Raw genomic sequence first — 23,335 nt, 5'->3', positions numbered from 1 at the left:
CCTTTTTATCTGACAAGCTGCTTTTGATAAAGCGTTAATTTTAAGTGGTAGCTAAATAAAAATTCATACGCCTCTAATACTCGTTTTGCTTCAAAGGCTGTTTTTCCCCAGACAGTGATGCCGTGATTTCGAATGAGCACCGCACCTGATTCTGACTCTTCAGTGAGATGCTTTGCAAATTGTGCTGCAAGATGCGGAATATGGGCTGGATTTTCAATAATCGGTATCGACACTTCTGCATCCTCTTCCCAGTAACCAAGCGCCTTGATGATTTCGTTTCCTTTCAAACGAACCTCGCCCTTACCCCCATACAACTCAGACATCACATTATTATCGATTGTATGGACATGGAGGCAGCAACCTGCTTTCGTCCGCTCATACACGTATGTGTGAAGCAGTGTTTCGGCTGATGGTCTAAGCTGTTCGTTCGGATCATCAGGCTTGCCTGCTGCGTTCACTAAAACAAAATCTTCATCCGTTTCTTTTCGTTTATCTTTACCGCTTGCCGTCACCAAAAACGTGATTGGATCATCCGACACCTTGATCGATAAATTGCCGCTTGTTCCGTAAAACCAGTCTCTTTGTGCCAGTTCACGTTTGACGTCTGCTAGCTCCTGCCAGCGCTTGCTCTTTGCGTCTGCCATTCCTTCACTTCCTTTATTTGTTCAAATTGCGCTTTAAGATCAATAAATGTTTCATACTCTTTATATACAAGCCCAAGCTCCTTACATTCATTCAGCAAGTAGTCGCGCGCAAATGTGAGATCCGCATGCTTTGCTGCCTCCACATCGGTGACTGAATCTCCGATCATGATGATGAAGTCCTTCTCATGGGTCAGCTCTCGAATGATTGACGGCTTGCAGCATCCGCAGCCATTTTGACATTGCGAATCGCAGACATGCGGCCATTCAATCTGAATATGATCTTCCCCAAATGAGGCATGATTGCAATAAATATTGTCTCTGCCCACAATGCCCTCGAGTATGGGATAGACAAAAAAGTCCATCCCGCCGCTTAGCACATAGAAAGGAATATCAGCCTTTTTCACATAATCAACAAATTGCTTGAATCCTTCTCGAATCTCTGTATCTTCTAAAATAAACGACTGAATAGCTTCTTTTTGATCACTCGTCAGTAATTGAAACATCTGCCCGACGCCTTCTTGAATGGTGATCTCCTTTGTGAGAACATCATCCTTCAGCTTCGTCCATTCACTTGGTGCAAAGTGTTTCATGATGCGAATGATATTATCATTTTTTGTAATTGTTCCATCAAAATCACAACATACAATTGGTTTTTTCATTTATTCTGCTACCCTTCCCCATAGTTCAAGTGCTGCTTTTAAGTCTTGGCAAGAAGCTGCCTTCTCTTGGATCGACTCTCCATGTATCACCGCATCAATGATCGATCGAAATGCTTTCCCTCCACCGATGGCTCCACGCGGATGTCCGTGAATTCCTCCACCAGCATTAATCACATGATCGAGTCCAAAATCTTTAATCAATACTGGAACCATTCCAGGATGAATGCCTGCTGACGGGACTGGGAACGTTTTTTGAACCAAATCCTCTTTTACACAAGCTTCATAGATTCCAAAGGCATCTTTTTTCGGAAGTGCGACCGACCCATAAGGTGAGGGAAAAAGACTCAAATCAGCGCCAGCATATCGATTTAATTTACCTAAAAGAAGAGAATGCGAAAATCCATATTCATGCGATGATGTCAAAGCGCCGCTTACTGCGGGATGGGCCATAATAGGCAATGGAATATCTGGATCCTCAGCTAAGCTTTGCATGACATCTAGTCCGTAGGCAAAGACATTGAATAAGAGTGCATCCGCTCCGAGTTCAGCTGCCTTTCTTGCTCGATCCTTCAGTTCAAAGGTTCTGCCTGTTAAATTAACGGCATATAACGTTCGGTGCCCTGTCTCTTCATATGTTTCTTTTAATATCTTTTTTCCTTCTTTGATTCGTTCTTCAAAAGGGGCTAGCGGGCTCTCAAATAAAATTTCATCGTCTTTGATAAAGTCAACGCCGCCTAATGCTTGTAAACGGAGCTGCTCTTTTAAATCCGCCATATCACGGCCAATGACACCTTTAAAAATACTCATCAACAACGGACGATCAAACACGCCTGCTTTTTTGCGTATGCCATCAATTCCAAATACCGGTCCTGGCAGGCTTCTTTTAAATCTATCCGAGAATTGTATGTCGACTAGCTTCACTTTTCCATCAAGTGAAAGCTTTCCAAAGATCGTCGTCAAAACGGCCGGTATATCAGCTGAAAAGTTAGCCTCAGGATAAGCAATGGTCACCTCAGATTGATATACGCCATTTTCGGCTGAAGCAACCTTTTCTGATACTTTTTCTACCCGCCCTTTATGTTTTTGAAGCTGCTCCTTTTTGAGCTGCGGCAAATCTGTCCATGATCCCACTGTTAAACCAAGTGCGATCTGCTCCGCTTTTCGGTTCACTTGTTCATCCTCTCGATGTGTTAATACGTATGTTGCCAGTAATTCACTCACTAGGAATCCCCTTTCAATTTCGTCATGCATATGGTCAATAAAAAACCTCTTCAAGTGCTTTGTCAGCGCCTTAAAGAGGTTGTTTCGTGTCATTCATCCGAATCTTATCTCTCAGCGCTTGCTGCAAGAATTAGCACCGTGCTTCATGGAAGTCGGTTGCCGGGCTTCATTGGGCTAGTCCCTCTGCCTACTCTTGATAAGAATATTCAATTTTCTTAAATATTGTCTGAATTATCGCACCATTTTTTTATGTTGTCAATGGCTTATTTTCAAACAGATTCAAGGCAGCGATACGCCGAGCGGCTTCTTGTAACCGCTCCTCACTTGTTAAAAGCCCAACTCTCACGTACCCTTCACCGTGAGTACCAAACCCATTCCCCGGAGCCACAACAACATGTGCTTTCTCTAATAATACGTCAGAAAAAGATTCAGATGTATATCCTTCTGGCACCTTTAGCCAAGCAAAAAATGACCCCTTTGGTGCTGTGACCTCCCAGCCAATCTCCTTGCAGGCAGCGATCCACACATTTCGCCTTTTCTCATATCGATCATTTTGCACCTGTACGCACGTTTGGTCGCTTAATAGGGCTTCCGCTGCTGCATCTTGAGTTGCTTTAAACAGTGAAACAAACAGGTGATCCTGATAAAGCTCAATCGCTTCAATAACAGACGGATTTCCTGCTGCAAAACCTACTCTCCAGCCGGCCATATTATACGTTTTAGACAATGTATAAATTTCAATCCCCGTCTCTTTCGCTCCATCTGTTTGCAAAAAGCTGATCGGCTTTTTCCCATCAAACCCAATGCCGCCATAGGCAAAATCATGGACAACACAGAGTTTGTGATCTTTCGCAAACGTAACGGTTTCTTCAAAAAATGCACGACTTGCCGTGGCACCTGTCGGATTGTTAGGGTAATTTAAATACATCAACTTTGCTTTTTTCTTATCATTCTCAGGCAATCGATCATAGTCAGGTAAAAAATCATTTTGTTCAAGAAGCGGCATCGTCACCATCTGAGCTCCAGCAAGCACGGCACCTGACCAATAATCAGGGTAACCAGGGTCTGGGACAAGGAGTGTATCTCCAGGATTCAGCAGGCATTGCGGCAGCTCAACAAGTCCCGCTTTTCCGCCAAATAAAATCGCAATCTCCTTCATCGGATCAAGCGTGACACCATATTCTCTTTCATAAAAGGCGGCGGCAGCCTTTTTTAATTTCGCTGTTCCGCGGAATGACGAGTATTGATGATTTTCAGGTTTTAATACCGCTTCCTGCATGGCTTTTACAATATGCGAAGGGGTTGGCTGATCAGGATTTCCCTGCCCTAAATTAATGATATCTGCCCCTTCCTGCACCTTTTTCTGCACCTTTAGGACAAGAGACGCAAAAAATTGTTTCGGTAATTGTTTCAATACATCTGATTGCTGGAATTCCATTTCTTCACCTTCTATTCAAGTTACGTAACAATACAAACACTGTAATGGATTGTTTTATGAATTGTAAAGCAATTTTGAAAAAAGATTGACATGTGAAGCGCAGCTCTGATAATATCTTGAATTAAGAAATGCAAACAGACACGAAATAATTACATATTGATTTCTCTTATCGAGAGTTGGGCGAGGGATTTGGCCTTTTGACCCCAACAGCAACCGACCGTTAATACCACTGTGAAGTGGGGCGCAGCAAGTAAGCGCCAAGACAATTGTCTTATAGGGCACGGTGCTAATTCCATCAGACGTATGTGCTGAGAGATAAGAGAGGCTTTGAGCATACACGCCATCAAGCCTCTTTCTCTCAGGAGAAAGAGGCTTTTTTATATGATTTGGAGGGATAGCAATTGGTTACACTTACGGCATCATATGAAGAATTAACAGAAAGCTCGGCAGTTGCACTCGCAATTAGACTTGGCTTGATCCAAGAAAGTAGTCATTTGACATGTACGGAAATCGGTGACGGGAATTTAAATTACGTCTTTCATATTTTTGATCACAAACAAGAAAAAGGATTGATCATCAAACAGGCCCTGCCCTATGCCAAGGTGGTCGGAGAGAGCTGGCCGCTTACATTAGACCGTGCGAGAATTGAAAGTGCTGCCCTGATCAAGCAGTCAGAATATACGCCGCACCTTGTACCTGCAGTCTATTATTCAGATACAGCTCTTGCTGTGACGGCAATGGAGGATCTATCACACCTGGAAATCGTCAGAAAAGGGCTAATTGCCGGAAAACAATATCCGCATTTATCCGATCATGTAGGAGAATTTTTAGGAAAAACACTTTTTTACACTTCTGACTTTGCCACAAATCCTAAAATCAAAAAACAATTTGTGAAGCAATTTACGAATCCGGACCTTTGTGACATTACTGAAAAACTCGTCTTCACAGATCCTTTCTTTGATAGCGGCACAAATGATTTCGAAGAAGAATTAAGAGAAGCTGCCGAAGCGCTTTGGGCAGATCTTGAAGTGCAGGCCAAAGCAGCCGAACTGAAGCGTATTTTCCTGACATCTGCTGAAACACTCGTTCATGGAGATCTTCATACAGGCAGTATTTTTGCAAATGAGACGGAAACAAAAATCATTGATCCAGAATTCGCCTTTTACGGTCCCTTTGGATTCGATATTGGCCACTTTATCGCTAACCTGTTCCTGAATGCTTTGTCTCGTGAGAATGAACACGATCAGCAGCACCTTTTTGACCATGTCATCAATGTATGGGCGACATTCAAAGAAGTGTTCGCAAAAGCTTGGAAAGAAGACAGCATTGAAGCATTTAGTGTATCTGACAGTTTTTTAGCAACAACCTTTGACCGTATTTTAAAAGAAGCGGCAGGCTTTGCGGGCTGTGAGCTTGTCCGCCGAACAATCGGCCTTGCTCATGCCGCTGATCTCGATGCGATTCCATCACCATCTAGAAGGGTTCAGCAGAAAAAAGCAGCACTAACGCTCGGAAAAACAATGATCAAACAATATCATGCAGTGGAAGCAGCGTCTGACCTCGTCGCATTATTCCATCAATCTGTAAAGGAGTGACGGGTTTTGTCTAAAGAATTTGAAGTCCCCCGTTCTGTCGAATGGGAAGAAAACCATATTAACATTTTGAATCAGCAAAAATTACCGGCCGAAACTGAGTTTGAGCATTTATATACAAAAGAAGACGTGTATGATGCCATTGTCACGTTAAAAGTGCGGGGAGCACCTGCCATTGGCATTACAGCAGCTTTTGGACTGGCGCTCAGTGCCCAAGACATTGAGACAGAAGAAATTGATGTTTTTAAACAAGAAGTCATTCAGATAAAAGAATATTTAAACAGTGCTCGTCCAACCGCTGTGAATTTAGCCTGGGCTTTAGAGCGATTATTGCAGCGCATTGAGCGTGCAGCTTCGGTCAATGCAGCCAAAACAGACCTTGTCCATGAAGCCATTCAAATTCAAATTGAAGATGAAGAAACATGCAGACAAATCGGTCAAAATGCACTCCAGCTCTTTAAATCGGGTGATCGTATTATGACCATTTGCAATGCAGGCTCCATCGCCACAAGCCGGTACGGAACAGCCCTTGCTCCATTTTATTTAGCCAAAAAGAAAAATCTCGATCTTCACATTTATGCCTGTGAAACACGCCCTGTTCTTCAAGGGGCTAGGCTGACAACATGGGAACTCATGCAAGGCGGCGTAGATGTGACGCTCATCACAGATAACATGGCAGCCCATACGATGAAAGAAAAGAAAATTTCTGCTGTCATTGTCGGAGCTGATCGTATTGCCCGTAATGGAGATACGGCGAATAAGATTGGAACGTTAAGTCTCGCCATTTTAGCTAAGCATTTTCAAATTCCGTTTTTTATAGCTGCACCGCTTTCCACCTTTGATGTATCAACCCAAGACGGGGCAGATATTCCAATTGAAGAGCGCGATCCGCTGGAAGTAAAGGAATTAAACGGCGTCCAAATTGCACCGCCTGATGTTCAGGTATTCAATCCCGCCTTTGATGTCACTCCTCACCATCTCATTTCAGGTATCATTACAGAGAAAGGGATTATCACATCGAACTATACAGAAGAGATTGATACTCTGTTCGCTGAAAACATCTCACTCTGATCATAAAAAAAGCGCCGTGTACTTATTATTTAAGAGCACCGCGCTTTTTTATTTCATTCGTTTTTGCTAAGATTTCTTTTTTCTGTTCTTCTGTCAAAACGTTCATTTTGACACATAGTGATGTGACGGCATACATTTTATTTTTTTTGCCCCAAAACATTCCCTAGCGCCCTCCTTTTTCCCTCAACCAACTTTTTTAGCTTAATAAAAGGATATGTCGCTTGACAAACATTTGGAACAGGTCAATCGATTTATTTTTGAACAAATGGGATACCTTCTAATTCTAGCAGAACCGCTTTCATGTCTGTTTTTGTTCCTGCATAGCCCGTCAGAGAGCGGTCTTTTCCAATCACTCTGTGACAGGGAATAAAAATAGGTAATGCATTGCGTCTGTTCGCTTGTCCAATCGCTCTTACAGCTTTTGGATTACCAATCGCTTCTGCAATGTCTGCATAGCTTTTTGATTCACCATATGGAATAGTCGAAAGTGCTTCCCACACCTGCTCTTGAAACGGAGACCCCTTTTGCTTGAGCGGGAGATCGAATACTTGGCGCTCTCCCTTGAAATATTCATCTAACTGCTTTTTCGCTTCTTGTAATACAGGCGTTTCTTCTTCTTTTAGATCGGCTTTCTGCTTTTTTACTAAAAATGGCTCATCATCAAACATCACCTCGATGATGGCATCGTCTTTTTCTAGTATGTATAATGCCCCAATTGGTGCGTGATAGACGGTATAATACACGTTAGTGCTCTCCTTCTTGTTTCTTCTGCCTCAGTGGAAGCGTGAGATGGAAGACGGTTCCTACCCCTTCCTCACTTTCTACCTCAATCGTTCCTTGATGCTCTTCAATAATTTTATAACTAACCATTAAGCCAAGTCCAGTTCCTCTTTCTTTTGTCGTATAAAATGGTTCCCCTAGACGCTTGAGCTTGTCCTCTGCCATTCCGCAGCCTTCATCCCGCAGTGAAATGACAATATGCTCTTCGCCCTTCCGCTGAATGCTCACATAGACATTTCCTTTTCTCGGCATGACTTCAATTGCATTTTTTAAAATGTTAATAAAGACTTGTTTTAATTGGTTTTGTTCACAATAAATGAGCGGAATCTCATCCAACACATTGAGATGCATTTGAACGTTGCCGAGGTTCGCCTGTGCGTGCAAAAGATCCATCGTGTCTTTCATAATTTGCACCACATTTTTTTCTTCATATACGATGGCTTGCGGTTTCGCTAAAATCAAAAATTCGGTGATGATGGATTCAATTCTTTTCAGCTCAGATGTGATGACATTGAAATAGAGCGAATACTCCCCTTCTATATTCCCTTTTAACAGCTGAATGAAGCCTTTTAATGCTGTCATCGGGTTTCTAATTTCATGCGCAATTCCAGCGGCAAGCTCTCCCACCACATGAAGGGTATCTGATTTTCTCACCCGCTCTTCTAATTCCTTCCGCTCTGTCACATCTCTAAAGATCGCCAAATTCATATTATGAATAATGTTGCGTTTAAAAGAGAATTCCAATATACGCTGATCTGGATGGTTCAGCACAAACGGAACTTCATTGTCCATTTCATCTAACGACATCGCCTGAGCAGGCTGTGCCAAATGTTCAATTTGATAAGGCGCAAGGATATGGAAAAGGTTCATTTCCGTTAAATGATCGTCTTTCAATCCGAGCAGCTCGCTTGCGGATGGATTGACTTCGATAATGCGGTACTGGTTATCAAAAAGAACAATGCCGTCCATTGATCCATTAAATACTTTACGGAATTTGAGCTCACTTTCGCGCAGCTCCTCTTCCATTCTTTTTCGATCACTCACATTACGTAAAATGGTTAAGTGCTGTCCTTCTAATACCGCATGCTTTGATGTAAACTCGAGCTCTTTAAACTGACCATTTGCCATCCTGAACAACAGCTCTTCCCTTATTTCATGATTCCGAATATAACGTCTTCTAGTCGGCCTATATCTCTGATCAGATTTCACGAGAAAGTCTGTGAGTTTCTTGCCAATCAGTGAGTGCATAGGCAATTCAAAAATTCGGCAGGCTGATTCATTGGCTCTCACAATCTCTCCATCATCTGCCCATATGATGATCGCATCCATTGCATTTTCGAAAATTTCTCTAAAGCGTTCCTCACTTTTTAACAGCTTTTCTTCCATTAACCTTTTTTCTGTAATATCCCGCATGATGGACATATAAAAACCGCTCATGACATTTGATGTAATGGTGAGCTCGAATAATTTTTGCTGGCCAGATTGAAGGGTAACGGGAAGCTCTCCCTTGGCTTTCCCTGTTTCTTTAAGTGACGTTAAAAGGTGCTGCAAGGCTGGAAGATTTTCATCTTCGACAAATTCATTTAAATAACGATCGGTTAAATCGGTCTTTTGCAGCTCAAAGCTCTGACAAAAAGAGTGATTGGCGTCGATCATGCAGCCATCCTGATCAAAAATGACCATCCCGTCAATGGCTCGGTCAAACAAATCTTTGAACAGCTGCTCATTCATGGAGCGTTCTCGTTCTAGTATTTTCTTTGAGGAAATATCTCGCATGACCACGATATATTGCTGATTCACGACGTCATGCTCTGCGACAAATTCAATGTATTTTGTTTCCCCGTTTTCAAGCTGAATGGAGATTTCTCTTCTTAACTTTCCTTTTCGAAAAAATAAATCAAGGGAGCATTCAATTTTGTCTTTCGGGATGCCGTATAGGAAATCTAGAACGGATTTATTGAGGAGGTCTTCTTTCGATGTCTGTACAAGCCTGCATGTCGCTTCGTTGGCTTGGATAATATTGAGGTGCTGATCAAATATGAAAATGGCATCTAACGTCTTATTTAACAGCCTCTTTTGCTGCATCAACTCTGTTCGCAAATATTCGTTCTCTGTTTCTAATTTTCTGATATCTTCTGCGCCATCGAGCGTTTCAGTCATTCTCTTACACTCCTTTTCCAGCCTCATTCCTCTACAATATTTCTACAATATTTTCATTGTTCCTTCATTCGACTCATAAAAAAAAATAACTTTTTACACGAAGACTGTCTCATTTATTTCATTTGGATGACAGGATCGAACTGCGATTCTCTTTTCTTACGCTTCTTTTACAACCGTTCTACAATTTCACATCAAATAGCGAAATGAGCCAAAATGTATTTTAAAATGGGGCAAATACGGGAACAGTGCACATAGAACATTTATGTTTGAAATCAAGCAGGAAAGGTGATGTTATGGCATCTTCACGAGATAGTTATTTTGATAATGCGAAATTTCTTCTGATTTTTCTAGTTGTTTTTGGTCATTTGTTACGATCATTCATTCATGATAATGATTGGATGCTCTATTTATACAAGTTTATTTATACTTTTCATATGCCCGCCTTTATCTTGGTTTCCGGCTTCTTTGCAAAAGGCTTTAGAAAGCCAGGTTTTATGAAAAAAGTCGCCGTTAAGCTGATCATCCCATATTTAATTTTTCAGGTGATCTATTCAGTTTACTATTATCTCTTGCAGGATCAAAGCATGGCCAATTTAAATCCAATTGATCCGCAATGGTCTTTATGGTTTTTAATTAGTTTATTTTTTTGGAATTTGCTGCTCATTCCTTTTTCTAAACTTCCGTTTCACTGGGCGATGATCGTCAGTTTGTCGATTGCGTTACTTGTCGGTTACGTGGACAGCATCAGCAATACGCTCAGCTTATCGCGTACGTTTGTGTTTTTGCCGATGTTTTTAGCTGGCTTCTATTTAAAAAAGCAGCATTTTGAATTCATCCGTACAAGCAAAGGAAAGCTGGCAGCACTTCTTGTATTAATGGCTGTATTCTTATTTTGCTATTTCTATGAATTTGATTATTCCTTCTTATTTGGATCACAGTCATATGCTTCTCTTGGAGATGAGGGATTGATTGCGGCAATGAAACGAATGGCATGGTACATGCTTGCATTTGGCGCTACATTCAGCTTCTTTGCATTAGTGCCAACACGCCGTTTCTTCTTTACAAAATGGGGCACAAGAACGTTATATGTGTATTTACTACATGGCTTTGTGATCAAGCTGCTTAGAACGACTTGGTTTGACGACTGGGCCCTGAATGCAGCAAGTGTACTGATGTTATTGCTGCTGACCATTCTGTTAACCTTTACCCTGTCTAGCACCTTTGTTAAAAACGTTGCACAGCCAGTGATTGAGCTCAAAATGAACAATCTTTTGCGTACAATCACCGGCAGGCAAGGCAGTTATATCAAATAAAAAACGATCCCGCGAGGATCGTTTTTTCTATTTTTCATCCATGTGTCCATTGTGACATTCAGCATCTTTCTTAGGTTTTACAAGAGTATCAATCCATTTGCTGCTGTTGATATCTCCAAGCTCACTGCCAAATTCCTCTTCTAAGATATCTGGGTCCATTGGCCTCTTATGGTCTTTCATGTCCTTGCTCTTCACATGCTTTTTAGTCACGAGATCCTCCCCCTTGTTTCCCTTTGTGAGAATTTCGGTTTGCCTGACGATCTCTTGATTGTTCATCAAATTGGGTTTGTCCTTGATCATGTGCCATGCTTTCTGTCGGTGTCATATTATTTGTCAGTGCTTCATTTTTCGCTGCTTTTCTTTTCATCTGAAATCAGTCCTTTTTTAACATATTTAGTTCTTCTCTTAATTGGTCTAGGAGTTCCTTCATTTGTTTGACCGTCACGGGCTTTTCTTCTGGCTTTAACTCATAGCCAATTTGTCCATTGGCTTCTAGGGTGGCTTTTTTGAGACAGCTGATGTCTGTGATGCCTTGCTGCTTTAAGCGCATTTTGAATTCATCCCTTGTGAGCCTCGTTTTCTTCAGCTTGTGATCAAGCATTTCTCCATCCTGCAAAATGACCACAGATTTCCCTGAAACCAATTTTTCAAAGAAATCAGATTGGATAGACAATTTTTCCATGATGACGAGTGCAATGATAAATGTAGCAGCGGCATAAATCGTTTCAAGTAAATTGTGCTCAATAAAGGGTTGGATAATAATCGATCCGATTGAAATCATGATCACTGTTTGTTGAACAGTTAATTGACTAATGGATTTAGGCCCTGCTATTCTCAGCAGCAAGGTACCAACTAGCAGCATGACAATTGCTTTCCATATTACATCCAGCACGTCTCGTTCACCTCTTACCTATAGATTGCGAACATCTCGCGTGATTTAGCCAGTTAGATAATGGAAATAAAAAAACAGCATTCGCTCGGAATGCTGTTTAGCCGATGATGACACGCTCTTTCGGATAATGGTAATTCGCTTCGCTTTCTCTTCGGCCAATTAAGTACAAGAAGCTTGGAATGCCGATCCGTCCAATAAACATGACCATCATAATGATACACTTACCGAAAACAGAGAGCTCAGAGGTAATCCCTAGTGATAGCCCTGTTGTTCCGAATGCCGAACAGACTTCAAATAAATTTTGAAGAAGCGTATTTTGCTCGGATAAGGTTAATAAGAATGTAGCGCCAAACACCAATATAAAGGCCATCATCGTCACCATTAGAGATTTGTTTATATCCGCTTGATGCAGCTCTCTTTTGAAGATTTTAATGGACTTATTTCCCCGAGCAAAATGAAACAGTGCGAGTAAATTAAGGGCAAAGGTGGTTGTCCGAATTCCGCCCCCAACCGAGCTTGGAGATGCCCCGATAAACATGAGCAGACATAAAAATAACAGCGTCGGTTCTGTCAATTGAGTAATATCTAATGTGGAAAGTCCACCACTTCTTGTGGCGGTCGATTGGAACAATGAATAAAACAAAACTTCGTGCCAGCTCTTCCCTAAAAACGTAAACCGGGCTTCAAGGGCATAAATCCCAATAGCGCCAACAATGACTAAGCTGCCAAACGTAATCGTTGTGATTTTTGTAAACAATGAGAACGATGCGTGCTTTCGGTCCTGATTAAATAAGTAATCCTTTACTTCTACGAGGACAGGAAAGCCAATGGCTCCAAAGATGATCAGCAGCATCGTAATAAATTGGACAAAATAATCATCTTTGTAAGGGATGAGCGAGTTCCCTGTAATATCAAAGCCCCCATTGGTGGTCGCACTAATACTTGAGAAGAAGCCATGTAAGAATGCTGCCTGCACATCGTAATATTTGAGAAAATACATGCTTAAAATCAGACCGCCTACAAACTCAATGAGCAAAATTAAATATAAGACCTGCTTCATTAATTTCACAATTCCTGATAAATTGCTCTGGTTTTGATCTGCCATGATGAGCTTTCTTTCTTTAATCCCGATCCTTTTTCGCATGACAATCCACACAAAGGTACCGAGCGTCATAATGCCGATACCTCCGATTTGCAGGACAAACGCAAGGATCCACATACCTGCCACACTAAATGTTTGGGAGGTATCAACAACGGTGAGTCCTGTGACACTTACCGCACTCACTGCCGTAAATAATGCATCGATAAATGTCCACTTCACCACCCCATCTTGATGAGCGACTGGCAAACTTAGAAGAATAAATGAGACGGTCACAGCAAGAAAATAATAAAGGGCAATCAGCTGGAAAGCCGATAGCCGGTCAATTAGCTTTTTAATTGGGTTCATTGTCATTCCTTCTTTTAACTTTCAATTTTCAATACTTATCATTTTAATGAAAAGAGACATGATTTTAAAGGTATTTTATGCTTTATTTACTTTTTCATCAAAAAAGAAAAGACATCCTGTAACAGAATGTCTTTTCGTCTCTCTTATTTTGCTTCTAGTCTTCTGATTCTTTCGTTTAAATCAGGGTGTGTTGAGAAAAGAGAAGCTTTTCGTTTACCACTGATTTTAAGCGTAGCAACTGCTGTTTGATCATCATCTTTGATTCTTGACGTATACGCCTCAAGTGAGCGAAGCGCATGAATCATTTTATCTTTACCGGCAAGGTCAGCTCCGCCGCGGTCTGCATGGAATTCACGGTGTCTAGAATATGCAAACACGACAAGGCTTCCTAAGATAGAGAAAATGATTTGGAAAACAATCACTGCGATAAAATGAACAATCGGCACAAGCTCTTCACGCGGAACAAAGCGGCTTGCGATCCATGCCGCAATTCTTGAAAGGAAGACAACGAACGTGTTGACGATCCCTTGAAGCAGCGTCATTGTCACCATATCACCGTTCGCAACGTGAGCAACTTCGTGAGCGATTACACCTTCAACTGCTGCATCATCCATTTCATGAAGCAATCCAGTGGAAACCGCAACAAGTGATCTTCTCTTAGAAGGACCTGTCGCAAAAGCATTTACTTCAGATGATTGATAAATACCAACCTCAGGCATTTTAGAAAGGCCTGCTGCTCTTGATAATCTGTGCACGCGGTCAACAAGCTGCTGCTCATCATATGTTAATGAATCCTTTTCAGGGTTTAACACACGCACACCCATCATCATTTTTGCCATCCAGCGAGACATTGCAAGTGACATGAACGAGCCAACAAAACCAACAACTGCACTGAATACTAGCAATGCCACAAAATTAATTCCACCATCTGCTCCTATATAAGAACCAACACCAGTTGCTGCACTAATAACCGATAGTACAATACCAATCGTAGTGATAACAAGAATGTTCGTTAATATAAACAGAAATATTCTTTTACCCATACATAACCTCCGCTGTCATATTAAGTTCATTTGAACTTATTAATAAAATTATAAAAATAAACGTCTCAAATTGCAAGGAAAAAGGAATCATTTCCTATGTTTATCATAACGGCTTAAGCCCCGTCACTTCAATATTTACGACATTTGCTACAGCTGAAAAGTGAACAAATTGTGACGCCGCTTTCTGGATTTTAGTTTATTTTGCATTTTCATCAAAAAGAGATTATGATGTTGAATTAGATCAATTATGACGTTTTTGACGTACAAACGAGGTGGAATAATGGGTGCTTTTAAATTAACGAGAATTGACATGACAAGTCTTCTCTATTCTCTAAAAGGAGGGGGAGATCTGACTCCGCTTCAGCTATTAAATTTATCTGTAAAAAAAGACAAACATCACGAACATGACGAGCTAAAAATCCCTTCTTTTTTTGAGAGGCTTGAACGGCGGAAACACAAATCAGAGCATGGACTCTCCACAAATGAAATTGTAGAATTAGGGAACCTATGCGAACTGACTTCTCTTAAATCGACAGCGATTCAAAACTGGATCAAACGTGATATTAAAGATATGATTGGCCACCCTGAGCTTGGAAAGAAGTACTCAATTGATCAGGTCGTTATTTTATTAATTGTTAGAGATTTAAAATCAGTTTTTGACTTTGATGCCATCCGTACCATCTTATCTGCCTTATTTAACACAATTACGGATCGAACTGATGATATTATTAGTCCACTGCGCTTTTATGAAGCATATGCGCATGTCCTTGATTTTATTTATCATCATACTCTTTTTCCGTTAAAAGAAACAAACTTACGGGAAATCACAGAGGAACAGACAGATAAGCTCCGTGAAGAATTTTCTGAATTGACACAGCACCAATGGCATTTGATCAAAGGCATTATCAGTTCAACCGTTTTTTCTGTCTTTACTTCACACTTGCAAAGTACGGCACAAGAAATGATGTTTCATACACTGCAGCATCAGGATACAGAAGAACCGAGGTGAATCATCACCTCGGTTTTTTGTGCAGCAATTGCCAGCATAATTGTACGCTGTTTTCTTCAAAATAAGAAGGCACAACAAACATGAGGTGAAAGGAGGAATATGGACATGGCAAACCGAAATCAACTTCTTGTTCCTGGAGTAGAACAAGCATTAGATCAATTTAAATACGAGATCGCTCAAGAATTTGGCGTGACTCTCGGTTCAGATACAGTCGCACGTGCAAACGGTTCTGTTGGCGGTGAAATTACAAAAAGACTCGTTCAACAGGCTCAATCACAAATGGGCAATCAATCTAAATAAAAACATGGTGAAATACGCCGGAGCTATTCTGGCGTTTTTTTATTGTTCATATGTGTGCTCATCCCGGTTCTCACGATAAGGGGACGGTACACCTTTTCCTTGCTTCATATGTTCTCTTTTTCGTTCAGCGGACGGCCGTTTCTGATCCCTGTCGTTTTTTTTTGTGTGCTTTTCAGCGCCACCACGTGATGTGCCGTTTGGATTTCTTTTGTCATCAGGTTCCGTTGAGTGATTTTTTTTTTGTTCTTTATCGAAAGAGCGATCCTTTTCTTCCTTTATTTGATTGTCTTTGCTTTCATCATCAGGTTTTGTTTGGTGAGGCTTTTGAACAGATCCTTGCTCTTCCCTCTCTAGTTCCTTCTGCTCTTTGTCTTCAGCTTCAGGAGCCTCTTGATCTGGCTTCACCTCTTCGCTATCGTCTGTCTTGACGTCATCTTGTTTGTCTTTGTCTGTTTGATCTTCATCATCTTTGTTAGGCTCTTCTTTGACAGCATCACTCTCTGCTGCGTCTTCATCCTTTTGAATGTCTTCTTGATCTTTGTCTTGCATTTCTTGATTTCTGATATATGTGCCTGTTGAAATGCCTGCCTTTTGAGCTTTTTCTCTTGTTTCCAGGTCACTTTCTACAGTTTCTAGCTTGTAATCGCGCTTTTGATATTCACCAGAGATGGTGTTAATTTTACTTTTGACGTTGGTTTTATATGTATGGTCCTGCTTGTTTTCATAAACCGTTGAAATATAAATGCTCTTAGAGTGGTTCACGTAACCTTTTTTGTCACAGTCGTCTATGATTTCCTGCACGACTTTGGTCATGTCATTTTTTTCTAAATCCTTCATACTGGCCAGTACTTGTTTCGCATCTTTATTCAGTGGTGTGACACCGATCACTTGATAATCGTGATCAAGCTTCAGTTCAAAGCTTGGGTTAATGTCAATTGTCATATATGCATATGCTTTTTGACTTGAGAAAGATGGCATCATAGTAAAAATCACGACAATAATCGCTGCGATTGATAGGATTCCTGCATTTAACGGACGTAAACGAAGCAGGTCAAAAAAACCGGCTCTTTTTCTTTCGAGACGTGATTCATTCGGAAATGTCACTTCTTGACCGATTTCATAGTCTTGCTGTTCATATTTTGTCCGCAGAAATTGTCCATCAGGGGTCAGCAGCGTGACATATTTTTTGTTTTTCTCTACTATAATGCCTCTTCTCATGAATTAAGCACCCCTTTAAGGTAATCTTTCAAATACACATAATCACCCGTCATAATAATCGCCATCGCAATGATGTATTTTCTATTTCTCTCAATCGTTTTGCGGCTGACTTCCACTAGCTTTTCAAGCTGTTTGACCGGCAATTGTTTTTTCTGAAATAAAATGGTTCTGAGCTCATCGTGTTCAACGAGTGTGTGAGCTACTTTAATAGCATTTTGCCTGGCATCTGCATGCTTTGGTGAATGTTCAAGCAGCTCTTGAAACGTGAGACCGTATACTTTTAATCGTTCTTTAAAATGTTCTATTTCTTCTCTTCTATGTTCTTGTTCAATCAAACGTCTATATTCATTTGTAGACAGCTCTGCTTCAATCATGCTTTGAGAGTACTCGCCATTTTCACTTTCTTGCAGGTCCATTTGAACCGTTGGCGCATTTCTCGCTTCTTTTCGAATATAGTCGATCACTTTTCTTTTAATAATTAATTCTGCGAAAGCAAGGAGTGAGTTTCCTTTTTCGGCAGAGTATTTTTCTATCGCTTCATTAAAGGCAATTAAGCCTATGCTGAATTCATCATCTTTTTCATCTATATATCGTTTACAAACGGATGAAACCGTCTTAGCGACAAATGGTTTGTATTGCTCTATTAATGCATTTTGCAGCTCGATATCACCTTGTTGAATACTGATAGCCGACTGCTCTAATGTTTGCTTTTTCTTTCCTTTTTTAAACAAAAGGCTAAGCAATGGTTTCACCTCAGTTCTCCCTATATTACTCATTTATGATAGCTAATTTATGAGGGAAGCGCAAAGGAAGAAATGAGGAATTCATTTCCTGTTACTCAATTATGACATGTATATCATCATCTACTTTACAATGTTTCGTCTAAAAGCAAAGAAATAAGGGGGTATCTCCCCCTTATTTGTAATATACGTGTTATGAAAATGAAATGATATTTCTTTCAAAAAACCTACTCTTCTAGGCGTCCCTCTTGTTTTCCATCGTTTTCTTGGCCGCCTTTTCTTGATGGACTTGATAAAAACCAGCCAAATGCTGCAATTGCGAGAAGCACCGTCCAGAAAATCACTTTCCATAATGTTGAATGAATAAAATGAGACGATACGACGCCAATGGCTGGATGTGATAGTGTATAAAGCGTGAGCTTCACACCAACCCATCCGACAATGACAAAGGCTGCTGTTTCTAGGCTCGGTCTTGTTTTGAGCAGTTTCACAAAGACAGTAGCTGCAAATCGCATGATGATAAGACCGATGATACCACCTAAAAGAATGACAATAAATTGACCGCCATCGAGTCCGCCGATTTGCGGAAGACTCGTTTTCGGCAATGTCACGGCTAATGCGACGGCCGCTAAGATGGAATCTACAGCAAAAGCGATGTCGGCAAGCTCGACTTTTACGACTGTTGCCCAGAAGCCGCTTTGCTTCATGTTTGTGTCTGATTCCTTTTTCTTAAATACGTGCGATTTTAAAATATGGTGAATGGAAATATAAAGAAGATAAATTGCACCAATGGCTTGAACTTGCCACACATCCACTAAAAACGAAATAAGAAACAGGGAACCAAATCGCATGACAAACGCACCCGCAAGTCCGTAAAACAATGCCTTTTTTCTTTGCTTTTCAGGAAGGTGTTTAACCATCACAGCCATGACCAGCGCGTTATCAGCTGCTAAAATCCCTTCTAATCCAATCAGTACGAGAAGAACCCACCCGTACTCTAAAATAATTGCTGCATCCATCATCATTCCTCCTTGTTTTTATCTATTGTCCCACAACAGACAAAGGCTTATGAATACAAAAAAGACCTTTGCCTGTAATGGCAAAGGTCTTGCTAGACATGTGATATGTAGAATCATGCCAACAAAGCCGATGGAACGTAAGTCCATGTAATGACGACTTTGTTTCCGGTAAAACCGGACGCTACTCCCCTTTGGTGGGATTTAAGAATATTTAGATTACTTATATCATAATCAATACACACTGTATTGTCAACAGGTGACTTTCAGTGATTAGGCCGTTGGTGTTTCTGTTTTTCTTTTTCTACGTTTCAGCCATATATACATCACGAACAACAACACAACCCCGATCCCAATCGGTAAAAGATATGGATCTAACATAGCGCCAACCTCTTTCCAGTTCTCCCCGAGCACAAACCCAAGATACACATACACAAATGTAATGGGCGTAATCGCCAAAAACGTATACAAGCAAAAGACCCACACATTCATCTTGGCAATACCGCACGGGATGGAAATAAGCGTTCTGACCCCTGGAATAAACCGGCCGCTAAAGGCGACGAAACCACCATGCTTTTCAAAGAAAGCATCCGATTTATCAAGCGACTCAGGTTTGACAAAAAAGTACTTCCCATATTTATTTAAAAAGGGTCTGCCGCCATAACGTCCTAACCAGTATAAGGTCAAAGGGCCAGCCACGCCGCCAATGGAGCCGGCAGCCACAACACCGATGAAGGCCATGTCCCCTTCTGAGACCCAGTAACCCGCAAGAGGCAGAACCACTTCAGCAGGAACAAATTCAATGCATAATGCGAGGAAGATGCCAAAGTACGACAAGTTCTTAAAAGCATCAGCTAAAGAAATAATAAAATCTTCGATGTTTATCAATCCCTTTCACACATAATCGTTTGACGATTCTATCTCTTTTAGAATCACACCATATATTAAACGAATAAAACCGAAGAAACGATTCACTTTTCGTCGTTTTTTTACATTAAATTTGATTTTACTATAAAAGACACGTGAAAAAAACGTTGATTGTGGTATTTAAGTGAAGGAAAAGTGAACACAGAAGCCATTCGATCCGATATATTAAGTATATGTCTGTTTTAAGATACTGGAGGTTTTCTCACATGACCCAATTAACAGGAAGCTACAACGGATGGCTTGTCTTTCTGTCAGTCGCTGTCGCCGCTGTGGCCTCCTACTCAGCTCTTCAGTTAGCCAGCCGAGTGATACAGTCAAGCGGTGCAAAGAAAAAGGTATGGCTGGTCATTGGTGCAATGATCATGGGGATGGGCATATGGTCGATGCATTTTATTGGCATGATGGCATTTCACATGCAAACCGGCATCACATATGAAACTCCCTTACTGATTTTATCGATTTTGGCGTCTTTTGTCGGTTCATTGATCGCATTCTCGATATGCATTCAAGAGCAGCTCTCCATAAGACGGCTGCTCATTAGTTCAATCACCATGGGCTCAGCTATTTGCAGCATGCATTATCTTGGAATGGAATCAATGGCCAATGTCTCAATCAGCTATGATCCAGTCCTCTTTTTTCTTTCGTTTTTCATTGCTGCGCTGGCATCTTTCTTTTCACTGCATCTCTTTTTTCGGCTCCATCGATCCGAGAAAAAAAAGGAGGATCATCTGTTAAAAATAGCTGGTGCACTCGTGATGGGTGGGGCTATTTCTGGCATGCATTATACTGGTATGGCTGCTTCTACTATGTTTTTTCATTCAGATGGACAGTCCGCTGCAGGCGGCTCTCTTGAAATGTCGCCATTCAGTCTGTCGATTTTCATCGGCTTGATGACACTGATTGTCCAAACACTGATGATCTTTGGTGCCTATATAGATCACCGAATCATGAAGCAGTCAGATCAGTTAAAGGAAAATGAACAGCGGTTTCAATCGCTCATTAAACATAATATCGATGGCATTATCGTGTTATCTGTCGATCGAAAGGTGCTTTCTGCGAACGACTCAGGTAAACAAATCTTAAAAATGTGCAATTCTTGGATTGGTGATGATGTCAGTCAATACGTGATGCCGACTGAGATGTGGGAAGAATTTATTTCCCGGTCAAAAAAAGCCATCACACGTGAAGCAGAACTGAAAGCAGCAGATCGTTTTTATTATTATCATGTCACTTACATACCTGTTCATGTCAACAATACACTTGACAGTATTTATCTTGTCTTAAAAGATTTAACGCAGCAGCGGATTGCAGAAAAAGAAATTCATGTCATGGCACATTATGATGCGTTAACTGAGCTTCCTAATCGGCGCCACGCCATCAACCATTTAAATGATGTTCTCTCCGCTCAAGAAGAGACAGGAACATCAACGGCTGTTCTGTTTCTTGACTTGAATCGTTTTAAAATTATTAATGATGCACTTGGTCATAACATAGGAGACTTACTACTTAAAGCAGCTGCAAACAGACTGACGCAATGTTTACCGGACAATGGCTTTATTGCAAGACTAGGCGGGGATGAATTTTTAATGATCTTCCCTCACATGGGACATGACACACAAAAAATTGAGCAGCTTTCTCAAAATATCATTCGTCAATTTGAACGTCCTTTTTTCATCCAGAATCATCAGCTCATTACATCTATCAGCATTGGGATCGCCATCTCACCTCAAAATGGCAAAGATGGGATGGAATTGATGAGGAAAGCCGATATGGCGATGTATTTATCCAAAAAACATAAGCAAAGCCGGTATGAGTTCTTTACCGAATCAATGGAAAGATCAAGTGAAGACAGGTTAAATCGAGAGCTTGAGTTGCGGGATGCCATTCAGAGAGAACAGTTTGTGCTTCATTACCAGCCGCAAGTCAGTGCGAAAACAAGAAAGATGACTGGCGTAGAAGCTCTTCTAAGAATGAAGGCACCAGATGGTTCCTTAAAATCACCTGAGGCTTTTATTGAGCTGGCAGAGGAATCAGGGCTGATCATTGATATTGGCAGATGGGTCATTGATACCGCATGCAGGCAGGCTAAAACGTGGTATGACAACGGGCTGAAAATTCCTGTGGCTGTCAATTTATCTGCGAAACAATTCAATTCTGAAGACTTAATTGATTTGATTAAGCTGACACTGAAAAAATACAACCTGACATCGTCACTGCTCGAGCTTGAAGTGACAGAAAGTATGACAATGGACAATATCAAGCAATCAAAACAGGTGCTGACGTCGCTGAAACATCTGGGCGTTCGCATTAGTATTGATGACTTTGGTACAGGTCATAGCTCCTTAAGCTATTTAAAGGATTTGCCCATTCATCGACTGAAAATCGACAAATCCTTCATTGAAGATATTTTAAATGATTCGAAGTCTGAACAGATTACAGGTGCCATTATCGCGATGGGACATCAATTATCTCTCGAAGTCATAGCAGAAGGTGTTGAAACCTTTGCGCAGGCGCAGCTTTTATCTGCGCAAGGATGTGACGACCTGCAAGGTTTTTATTATGCAAAGCCCCTTCCAGCAACCGATATCGAAAAATTCATTGCCTATCCGGCGCATCAGCTGGACACATAAAAAAGGTGCCAATCATGGCACCTTTTCGTTCTATCTAAATAATAAATGTTGACTGTGAATGCCTGCTTTTTTCAATAGACTAATCAATTGTTCTTGTTCTTCACGCGAGAGACCAGAGAACGCACGCGCAATCCGGAGAGAATGAATCGGGTAAATCTTATCAAGATAACTGCGCCCTTTATCCGTTAAATGGGCATAAACCGACCGTTTATCCTTTGGGTCCTGCTCTCTTTCAATGAAACCATTTCGTTCTAATTTGTCAATTACGTACGTCACATTCCCGCTGACAAGCAGGAGTCTTGAGCCGATTTGCTGAAGTTTTTGAGCACCTCTTGTGTACAGCAATTCAAGAACGGCAAATTCAGTTGGATTAAATCCATGCTCTTTGCTGTCTCTAATGCTGTGTTCTGAAACGCTTTTAAATGCTCTTGCAAATACCTTGTAAAGTGTCATTGAACGTTCTACTTCTTCTTCATTAAACGATAGTCTCATCACATATCTACCTCTTATAATATTTTTTTAACTTCAAGGCTTTCTTGCGGTGCAGTTGGAGCCTTTCGTAAAAAATAGAAGTACGTTTTTGAAAACCCTTTCAACCACATAAGTGACTCCATTCGTGTTATGTATAAGATTTCGATATAAACTTATAAAATCCTTCTTATTTTTCACAATCATCTCGAAAAAAAGCTTTTTTAGCAAACCATCAAGATGCGACATAGTTTAACATAATCTGTAAAGAAACTGCGTTTCCTTACACTGTATTCGTCAAATTTCTACAAAATTCAATATTGCTATAATATTAAGCACGCAAAAAAAGAACCCTTTATGTGACATACGCACATTTCAAGGGATTTTCACAAATTACGCTCTGTTTTGTTGAAAAAGAAGTGATACTCTTTTTTTAAGTCACTAATTGTCATGTTCTTGGCCGCATCAGGGCTGTAAACTCCTAATGAACAGAGCTGCTTCGTATAATAATGTCTTTCCTTTGCTAAAGCTTCTGTTAAGATACGCCGCACCGATTATCCCCTCCTATCAAGTGATCTGGACCAGGTGCTTATGAAGATCTTTTATACAAATCATTTTGTACGGCTCTTAGAAGAGCATGTGCATTCTGACCTGCCGCCTGCATGAATCGCTCCAGTAATTCATCCCTCTTCATATCTAATGCGATGATTTCTTTTGCCATACAGATGATCTGTGTTTGCTCCATCATTTGCTCCTCCTCCTATTTC

25 protein-coding genes and 3 riboswitches are annotated in these 23,335 nt (G+C 40.8%); of the genes, 6 read left to right on the top strand and 19 right to left on the bottom strand.

What is annotated here, in order from left to right; all coding sequences use genetic code 11:
- Positions 1–5 precede the first annotated feature (5 nt).
- From ACP7A0_RS00335 to ACP7A0_RS00320, 4 genes are all read right to left on the bottom strand, one after another.
- A complete protein-coding gene (locus ACP7A0_RS00335) occupies positions 6–644 on the bottom strand; it encodes a methylthioribulose 1-phosphate dehydratase (protein ID WP_060596117.1) in 639 nt (212 codons plus the stop codon).
- The gene (locus ACP7A0_RS00330; RefSeq protein WP_106061545.1) at positions 608–1,303 is read right to left on the bottom strand and encodes a 2-hydroxy-3-keto-5-methylthiopentenyl-1-phosphate phosphatase; all 696 of its coding nucleotides are present in this window, start codon (positions 1,301–1,303) and stop codon (positions 608–610) included. The genes ACP7A0_RS00335 and ACP7A0_RS00330 overlap by 37 nt, the downstream gene beginning before the upstream one ends.
- Entirely contained in the window at positions 1,304–2,554 is a 1,251-nt protein-coding gene (gene mtnW, locus ACP7A0_RS00325; RefSeq protein ID WP_189318345.1) for a 2,3-diketo-5-methylthiopentyl-1-phosphate enolase, read from the bottom strand.
- 71 nt (positions 2,555–2,625) lie between these two features.
- Positions 2,626–2,727, bottom strand: a riboswitch (SAM riboswitch).
- Between the two features lie 44 nt (positions 2,728–2,771).
- Positions 2,772–3,962, bottom strand: coding sequence for a pyridoxal phosphate-dependent aminotransferase (locus ACP7A0_RS00320; protein ID WP_212040958.1), 1,191 nt, complete (start codon positions 3,960–3,962; stop codon positions 2,772–2,774).
- Between the two features lie 163 nt (positions 3,963–4,125).
- Positions 4,126–4,284, top strand: a riboswitch (SAM riboswitch).
- 79 nt (positions 4,285–4,363) lie between these two features.
- On the opposite strand from ACP7A0_RS00320, the gene mtnK reads away from it, so the two are divergent.
- Positions 4,364–5,557 carry an S-methyl-5-thioribose kinase gene (mtnK, locus tag ACP7A0_RS00315; RefSeq protein WP_426003915.1) on the top strand — a complete coding sequence of 398 codons (1,194 nt, stop codon included), beginning with the start codon at positions 4,364–4,366 and terminating at the stop codon, positions 5,555–5,557.
- Positions 5,558–5,563: 6 nt separating this feature from the next.
- Positions 5,564–6,625, top strand: a complete 1,062-nt coding sequence (gene mtnA, locus ACP7A0_RS00310; protein WP_060596112.1) for an S-methyl-5-thioribose-1-phosphate isomerase — start codon at positions 5,564–5,566, stop codon at positions 6,623–6,625.
- Between the two features lie 25 nt (positions 6,626–6,650).
- Here the strand turns inward: mtnA and ACP7A0_RS00305 are convergent, their stop codons facing one another.
- The 3 genes from ACP7A0_RS00305 to ACP7A0_RS00295 all read right to left on the bottom strand — a co-directional run bounded on the left by ACP7A0_RS00305 (position 6,651) and on the right by ACP7A0_RS00295 (position 9,565).
- Complete coding sequence (locus ACP7A0_RS00305; RefSeq protein WP_262417168.1) at positions 6,651–6,785, bottom strand: hypothetical protein; 135 nt, start codon at positions 6,783–6,785, stop codon at positions 6,651–6,653.
- Positions 6,786–6,876: 91 nt separating this feature from the next.
- Entirely contained in the window at positions 6,877–7,368 is a 492-nt protein-coding gene (locus ACP7A0_RS00300; protein ID WP_066030983.1) for a methylated-DNA--[protein]-cysteine S-methyltransferase, read from the bottom strand.
- 1 nt (position 7,369) lies between these two features.
- Complete coding sequence (locus tag ACP7A0_RS00295) at positions 7,370–9,565, bottom strand: PAS domain S-box protein (protein ID WP_426003912.1); 2,196 nt, start codon at positions 9,563–9,565, stop codon at positions 7,370–7,372.
- Between the two features lie 293 nt (positions 9,566–9,858).
- Here ACP7A0_RS00295 and ACP7A0_RS00290 point away from each other — a divergent pair, with 293 nt between their 5' ends.
- Entirely contained in the window at positions 9,859–10,878 is a 1,020-nt protein-coding gene (locus ACP7A0_RS00290; RefSeq protein ID WP_106036736.1) for an acyltransferase family protein, read from the top strand.
- Positions 10,879–10,905: 27 nt separating this feature from the next.
- Here the strand turns inward: ACP7A0_RS00290 and ACP7A0_RS00285 are convergent, their stop codons facing one another.
- From ACP7A0_RS00285 to htpX, 5 genes are all read right to left on the bottom strand, one after another.
- Positions 10,906–11,088: a hypothetical protein gene (locus ACP7A0_RS00285; protein WP_034662925.1), complete on the bottom strand. Its 183-nt coding sequence runs from the start codon at positions 11,086–11,088 to the stop codon at positions 10,906–10,908.
- Positions 11,081–11,245 (bottom strand): hypothetical protein, encoded by a 165-nt coding sequence (locus ACP7A0_RS00280; RefSeq protein ID WP_012009727.1) that lies wholly within the window; start codon positions 11,243–11,245, stop codon positions 11,081–11,083. Before ACP7A0_RS00280 ends, ACP7A0_RS00285 begins: the two co-directional genes overlap by 8 nt.
- Positions 11,246–11,251: 6 nt before the next feature.
- Entirely contained in the window at positions 11,252–11,770 is a 519-nt protein-coding gene (locus ACP7A0_RS00275) for a DUF421 domain-containing protein (protein ID WP_034662926.1), read from the bottom strand.
- Positions 11,771–11,867: 97 nt separating this feature from the next.
- On the bottom strand, positions 11,868–13,217 hold the full coding sequence (locus tag ACP7A0_RS00270; RefSeq protein ID WP_080869518.1) for a TrkH family potassium uptake protein: 1,350 nt from the start codon (positions 13,215–13,217) through the stop codon (positions 11,868–11,870).
- 143 nt (positions 13,218–13,360) lie between these two features.
- A complete protein-coding gene (gene htpX / locus ACP7A0_RS00265; RefSeq protein ID WP_034662931.1) occupies positions 13,361–14,260 on the bottom strand; it encodes a protease HtpX in 900 nt (299 codons plus the stop codon).
- Positions 14,261–14,540: 280 nt separating this feature from the next.
- Between htpX and ACP7A0_RS00260 the strand changes: the two genes are divergently transcribed.
- Both ACP7A0_RS00260 and ACP7A0_RS00255 read left to right on the top strand, forming a co-directional pair.
- The gene (locus tag ACP7A0_RS00260; RefSeq protein ID WP_106030759.1) at positions 14,541–15,269 is read left to right on the top strand and encodes a DUF1836 domain-containing protein; all 729 of its coding nucleotides are present in this window, start codon (positions 14,541–14,543) and stop codon (positions 15,267–15,269) included.
- A gap of 105 nt (positions 15,270–15,374) precedes the next feature.
- Positions 15,375–15,569 carry an alpha/beta-type small acid-soluble spore protein gene (locus tag ACP7A0_RS00255; RefSeq protein ID WP_003211343.1) on the top strand — a complete coding sequence of 65 codons (195 nt, stop codon included), beginning with the start codon at positions 15,375–15,377 and terminating at the stop codon, positions 15,567–15,569.
- Positions 15,570–15,608: 39 nt separating this feature from the next.
- Here ACP7A0_RS00255 and ACP7A0_RS00250 read toward each other — a convergent pair whose 3' ends face one another.
- From ACP7A0_RS00250 to ACP7A0_RS00235, 4 genes are all read right to left on the bottom strand, one after another.
- On the bottom strand, positions 15,609–16,787 hold the full coding sequence (locus ACP7A0_RS00250) for an anti-sigma factor domain-containing protein (RefSeq protein ID WP_420086673.1): 1,179 nt from the start codon (positions 16,785–16,787) through the stop codon (positions 15,609–15,611).
- Positions 16,784–17,539, bottom strand: a complete 756-nt coding sequence (gene sigI / locus ACP7A0_RS00245; RefSeq protein ID WP_034662939.1) for an RNA polymerase sigma factor SigI — start codon at positions 17,537–17,539, stop codon at positions 16,784–16,786. Before sigI ends, ACP7A0_RS00250 begins: the two co-directional genes overlap by 4 nt.
- Positions 17,540–17,754: 215 nt before the next feature.
- Positions 17,755–18,546, bottom strand: coding sequence for a TerC family protein (locus ACP7A0_RS00240; RefSeq protein ID WP_106030757.1), 792 nt, complete (start codon positions 18,544–18,546; stop codon positions 17,755–17,757).
- Between the two features lie 31 nt (positions 18,547–18,577).
- A riboswitch (yybP-ykoY riboswitch) is annotated at positions 18,578–18,748 on the bottom strand.
- Between the two features lie 68 nt (positions 18,749–18,816).
- Positions 18,817–19,431 (bottom strand): DedA family protein, encoded by a 615-nt coding sequence (locus ACP7A0_RS00235; protein ID WP_106030756.1) that lies wholly within the window; start codon positions 19,429–19,431, stop codon positions 18,817–18,819.
- A 245-nt stretch (positions 19,432–19,676) separates the two neighbouring features.
- On the opposite strand from ACP7A0_RS00235, the gene ACP7A0_RS00230 reads away from it, so the two are divergent.
- Positions 19,677–22,100, top strand: a complete 2,424-nt coding sequence (locus ACP7A0_RS00230; protein ID WP_106030755.1) for a bifunctional diguanylate cyclase/phosphodiesterase — start codon at positions 19,677–19,679, stop codon at positions 22,098–22,100.
- Between the two features lie 30 nt (positions 22,101–22,130).
- On the opposite strand, the gene ACP7A0_RS00225 is transcribed toward ACP7A0_RS00230, so the two are convergent.
- From ACP7A0_RS00225 to ACP7A0_RS00215, 3 genes are all read right to left on the bottom strand, one after another.
- Complete coding sequence (locus ACP7A0_RS00225; RefSeq protein ID WP_088004396.1) at positions 22,131–22,595, bottom strand: MarR family winged helix-turn-helix transcriptional regulator; 465 nt, start codon at positions 22,593–22,595, stop codon at positions 22,131–22,133.
- 359 nt (positions 22,596–22,954) lie between these two features.
- A complete protein-coding gene (locus ACP7A0_RS00220; protein WP_034662950.1) occupies positions 22,955–23,119 on the bottom strand; it encodes a hypothetical protein in 165 nt (54 codons plus the stop codon).
- Between the two features lie 38 nt (positions 23,120–23,157).
- Positions 23,158–23,313, bottom strand: coding sequence for a hypothetical protein (locus ACP7A0_RS00215; RefSeq protein ID WP_164847173.1), 156 nt, complete (start codon positions 23,311–23,313; stop codon positions 23,158–23,160).
- Positions 23,314–23,335 lie beyond the last annotated feature (22 nt).

It is taken from the genome of Bacillus sp. DWP3-1, assembly GCF_049896565.1.
Taxonomy (GTDB): domain Bacteria; phylum Bacillota; class Bacilli; order Bacillales; family Bacillaceae; genus Bacillus.
The sequence above is the reverse complement of the archived record's forward strand: the minus strand, read 5'-3'. Positions and strand labels throughout refer to the sequence as shown.

Coding starts and splice junctions, on each gene's coding strand:
- ACP7A0_RS00330 (WP_106061545.1), bottom strand. CDS start 1,303: ATGAAAAAACCAATTGTATGTTGTGATTTTGATGGAACAATTACAAAA.
- htpX (WP_034662931.1), bottom strand. CDS start 14,260: ATGGGTAAAAGAATATTTCTGTTTATATTAACGAACATTCTTGTTATC.
- ACP7A0_RS00240 (WP_106030757.1), bottom strand. CDS start 18,546: ATGGATGCAGCAATTATTTTAGAGTACGGGTGGGTTCTTCTCGTACTG.
- ACP7A0_RS00250 (WP_420086673.1), bottom strand. CDS start 16,787: ATGAGAAGAGGCATTATAGTAGAGAAAAACAAAAAATATGTCACGCTG.
- ACP7A0_RS00255 (WP_003211343.1), top strand. CDS start 15,375: ATGGCAAACCGAAATCAACTTCTTGTTCCTGGAGTAGAACAAGCATTA.
- ACP7A0_RS00335 (WP_060596117.1), bottom strand. CDS start 644: ATGGCAGACGCAAAGAGCAAGCGCTGGCAGGAGCTAGCAGACGTCAAA.
- ACP7A0_RS00270 (WP_080869518.1), bottom strand. CDS start 13,217: ATGAACCCAATTAAAAAGCTAATTGACCGGCTATCGGCTTTCCAGCTG.
- ACP7A0_RS00260 (WP_106030759.1), top strand. CDS start 14,541: ATGGGTGCTTTTAAATTAACGAGAATTGACATGACAAGTCTTCTCTAT.
- ACP7A0_RS00280 (WP_012009727.1), bottom strand. CDS start 11,245: ATGAAAAGAAAAGCAGCGAAAAATGAAGCACTGACAAATAATATGACA.
- ACP7A0_RS00320 (WP_212040958.1), bottom strand. CDS start 3,962: ATGGAATTCCAGCAATCAGATGTATTGAAACAATTACCGAAACAATTT.
- ACP7A0_RS00305 (WP_262417168.1), bottom strand. CDS start 6,785: ATGTTTTGGGGCAAAAAAAATAAAATGTATGCCGTCACATCACTATGT.
- ACP7A0_RS00215 (WP_164847173.1), bottom strand. CDS start 23,313: ATGGAGCAAACACAGATCATCTGTATGGCAAAAGAAATCATCGCATTA.
- ACP7A0_RS00230 (WP_106030755.1), top strand. CDS start 19,677: ATGACCCAATTAACAGGAAGCTACAACGGATGGCTTGTCTTTCTGTCA.
- mtnW (WP_189318345.1), bottom strand. CDS start 2,554: ATGCATGACGAAATTGAAAGGGGATTCCTAGTGAGTGAATTACTGGCA.
- ACP7A0_RS00295 (WP_426003912.1), bottom strand. CDS start 9,565: ATGACTGAAACGCTCGATGGCGCAGAAGATATCAGAAAATTAGAAACA.
- ACP7A0_RS00290 (WP_106036736.1), top strand. CDS start 9,859: ATGGCATCTTCACGAGATAGTTATTTTGATAATGCGAAATTTCTTCTG.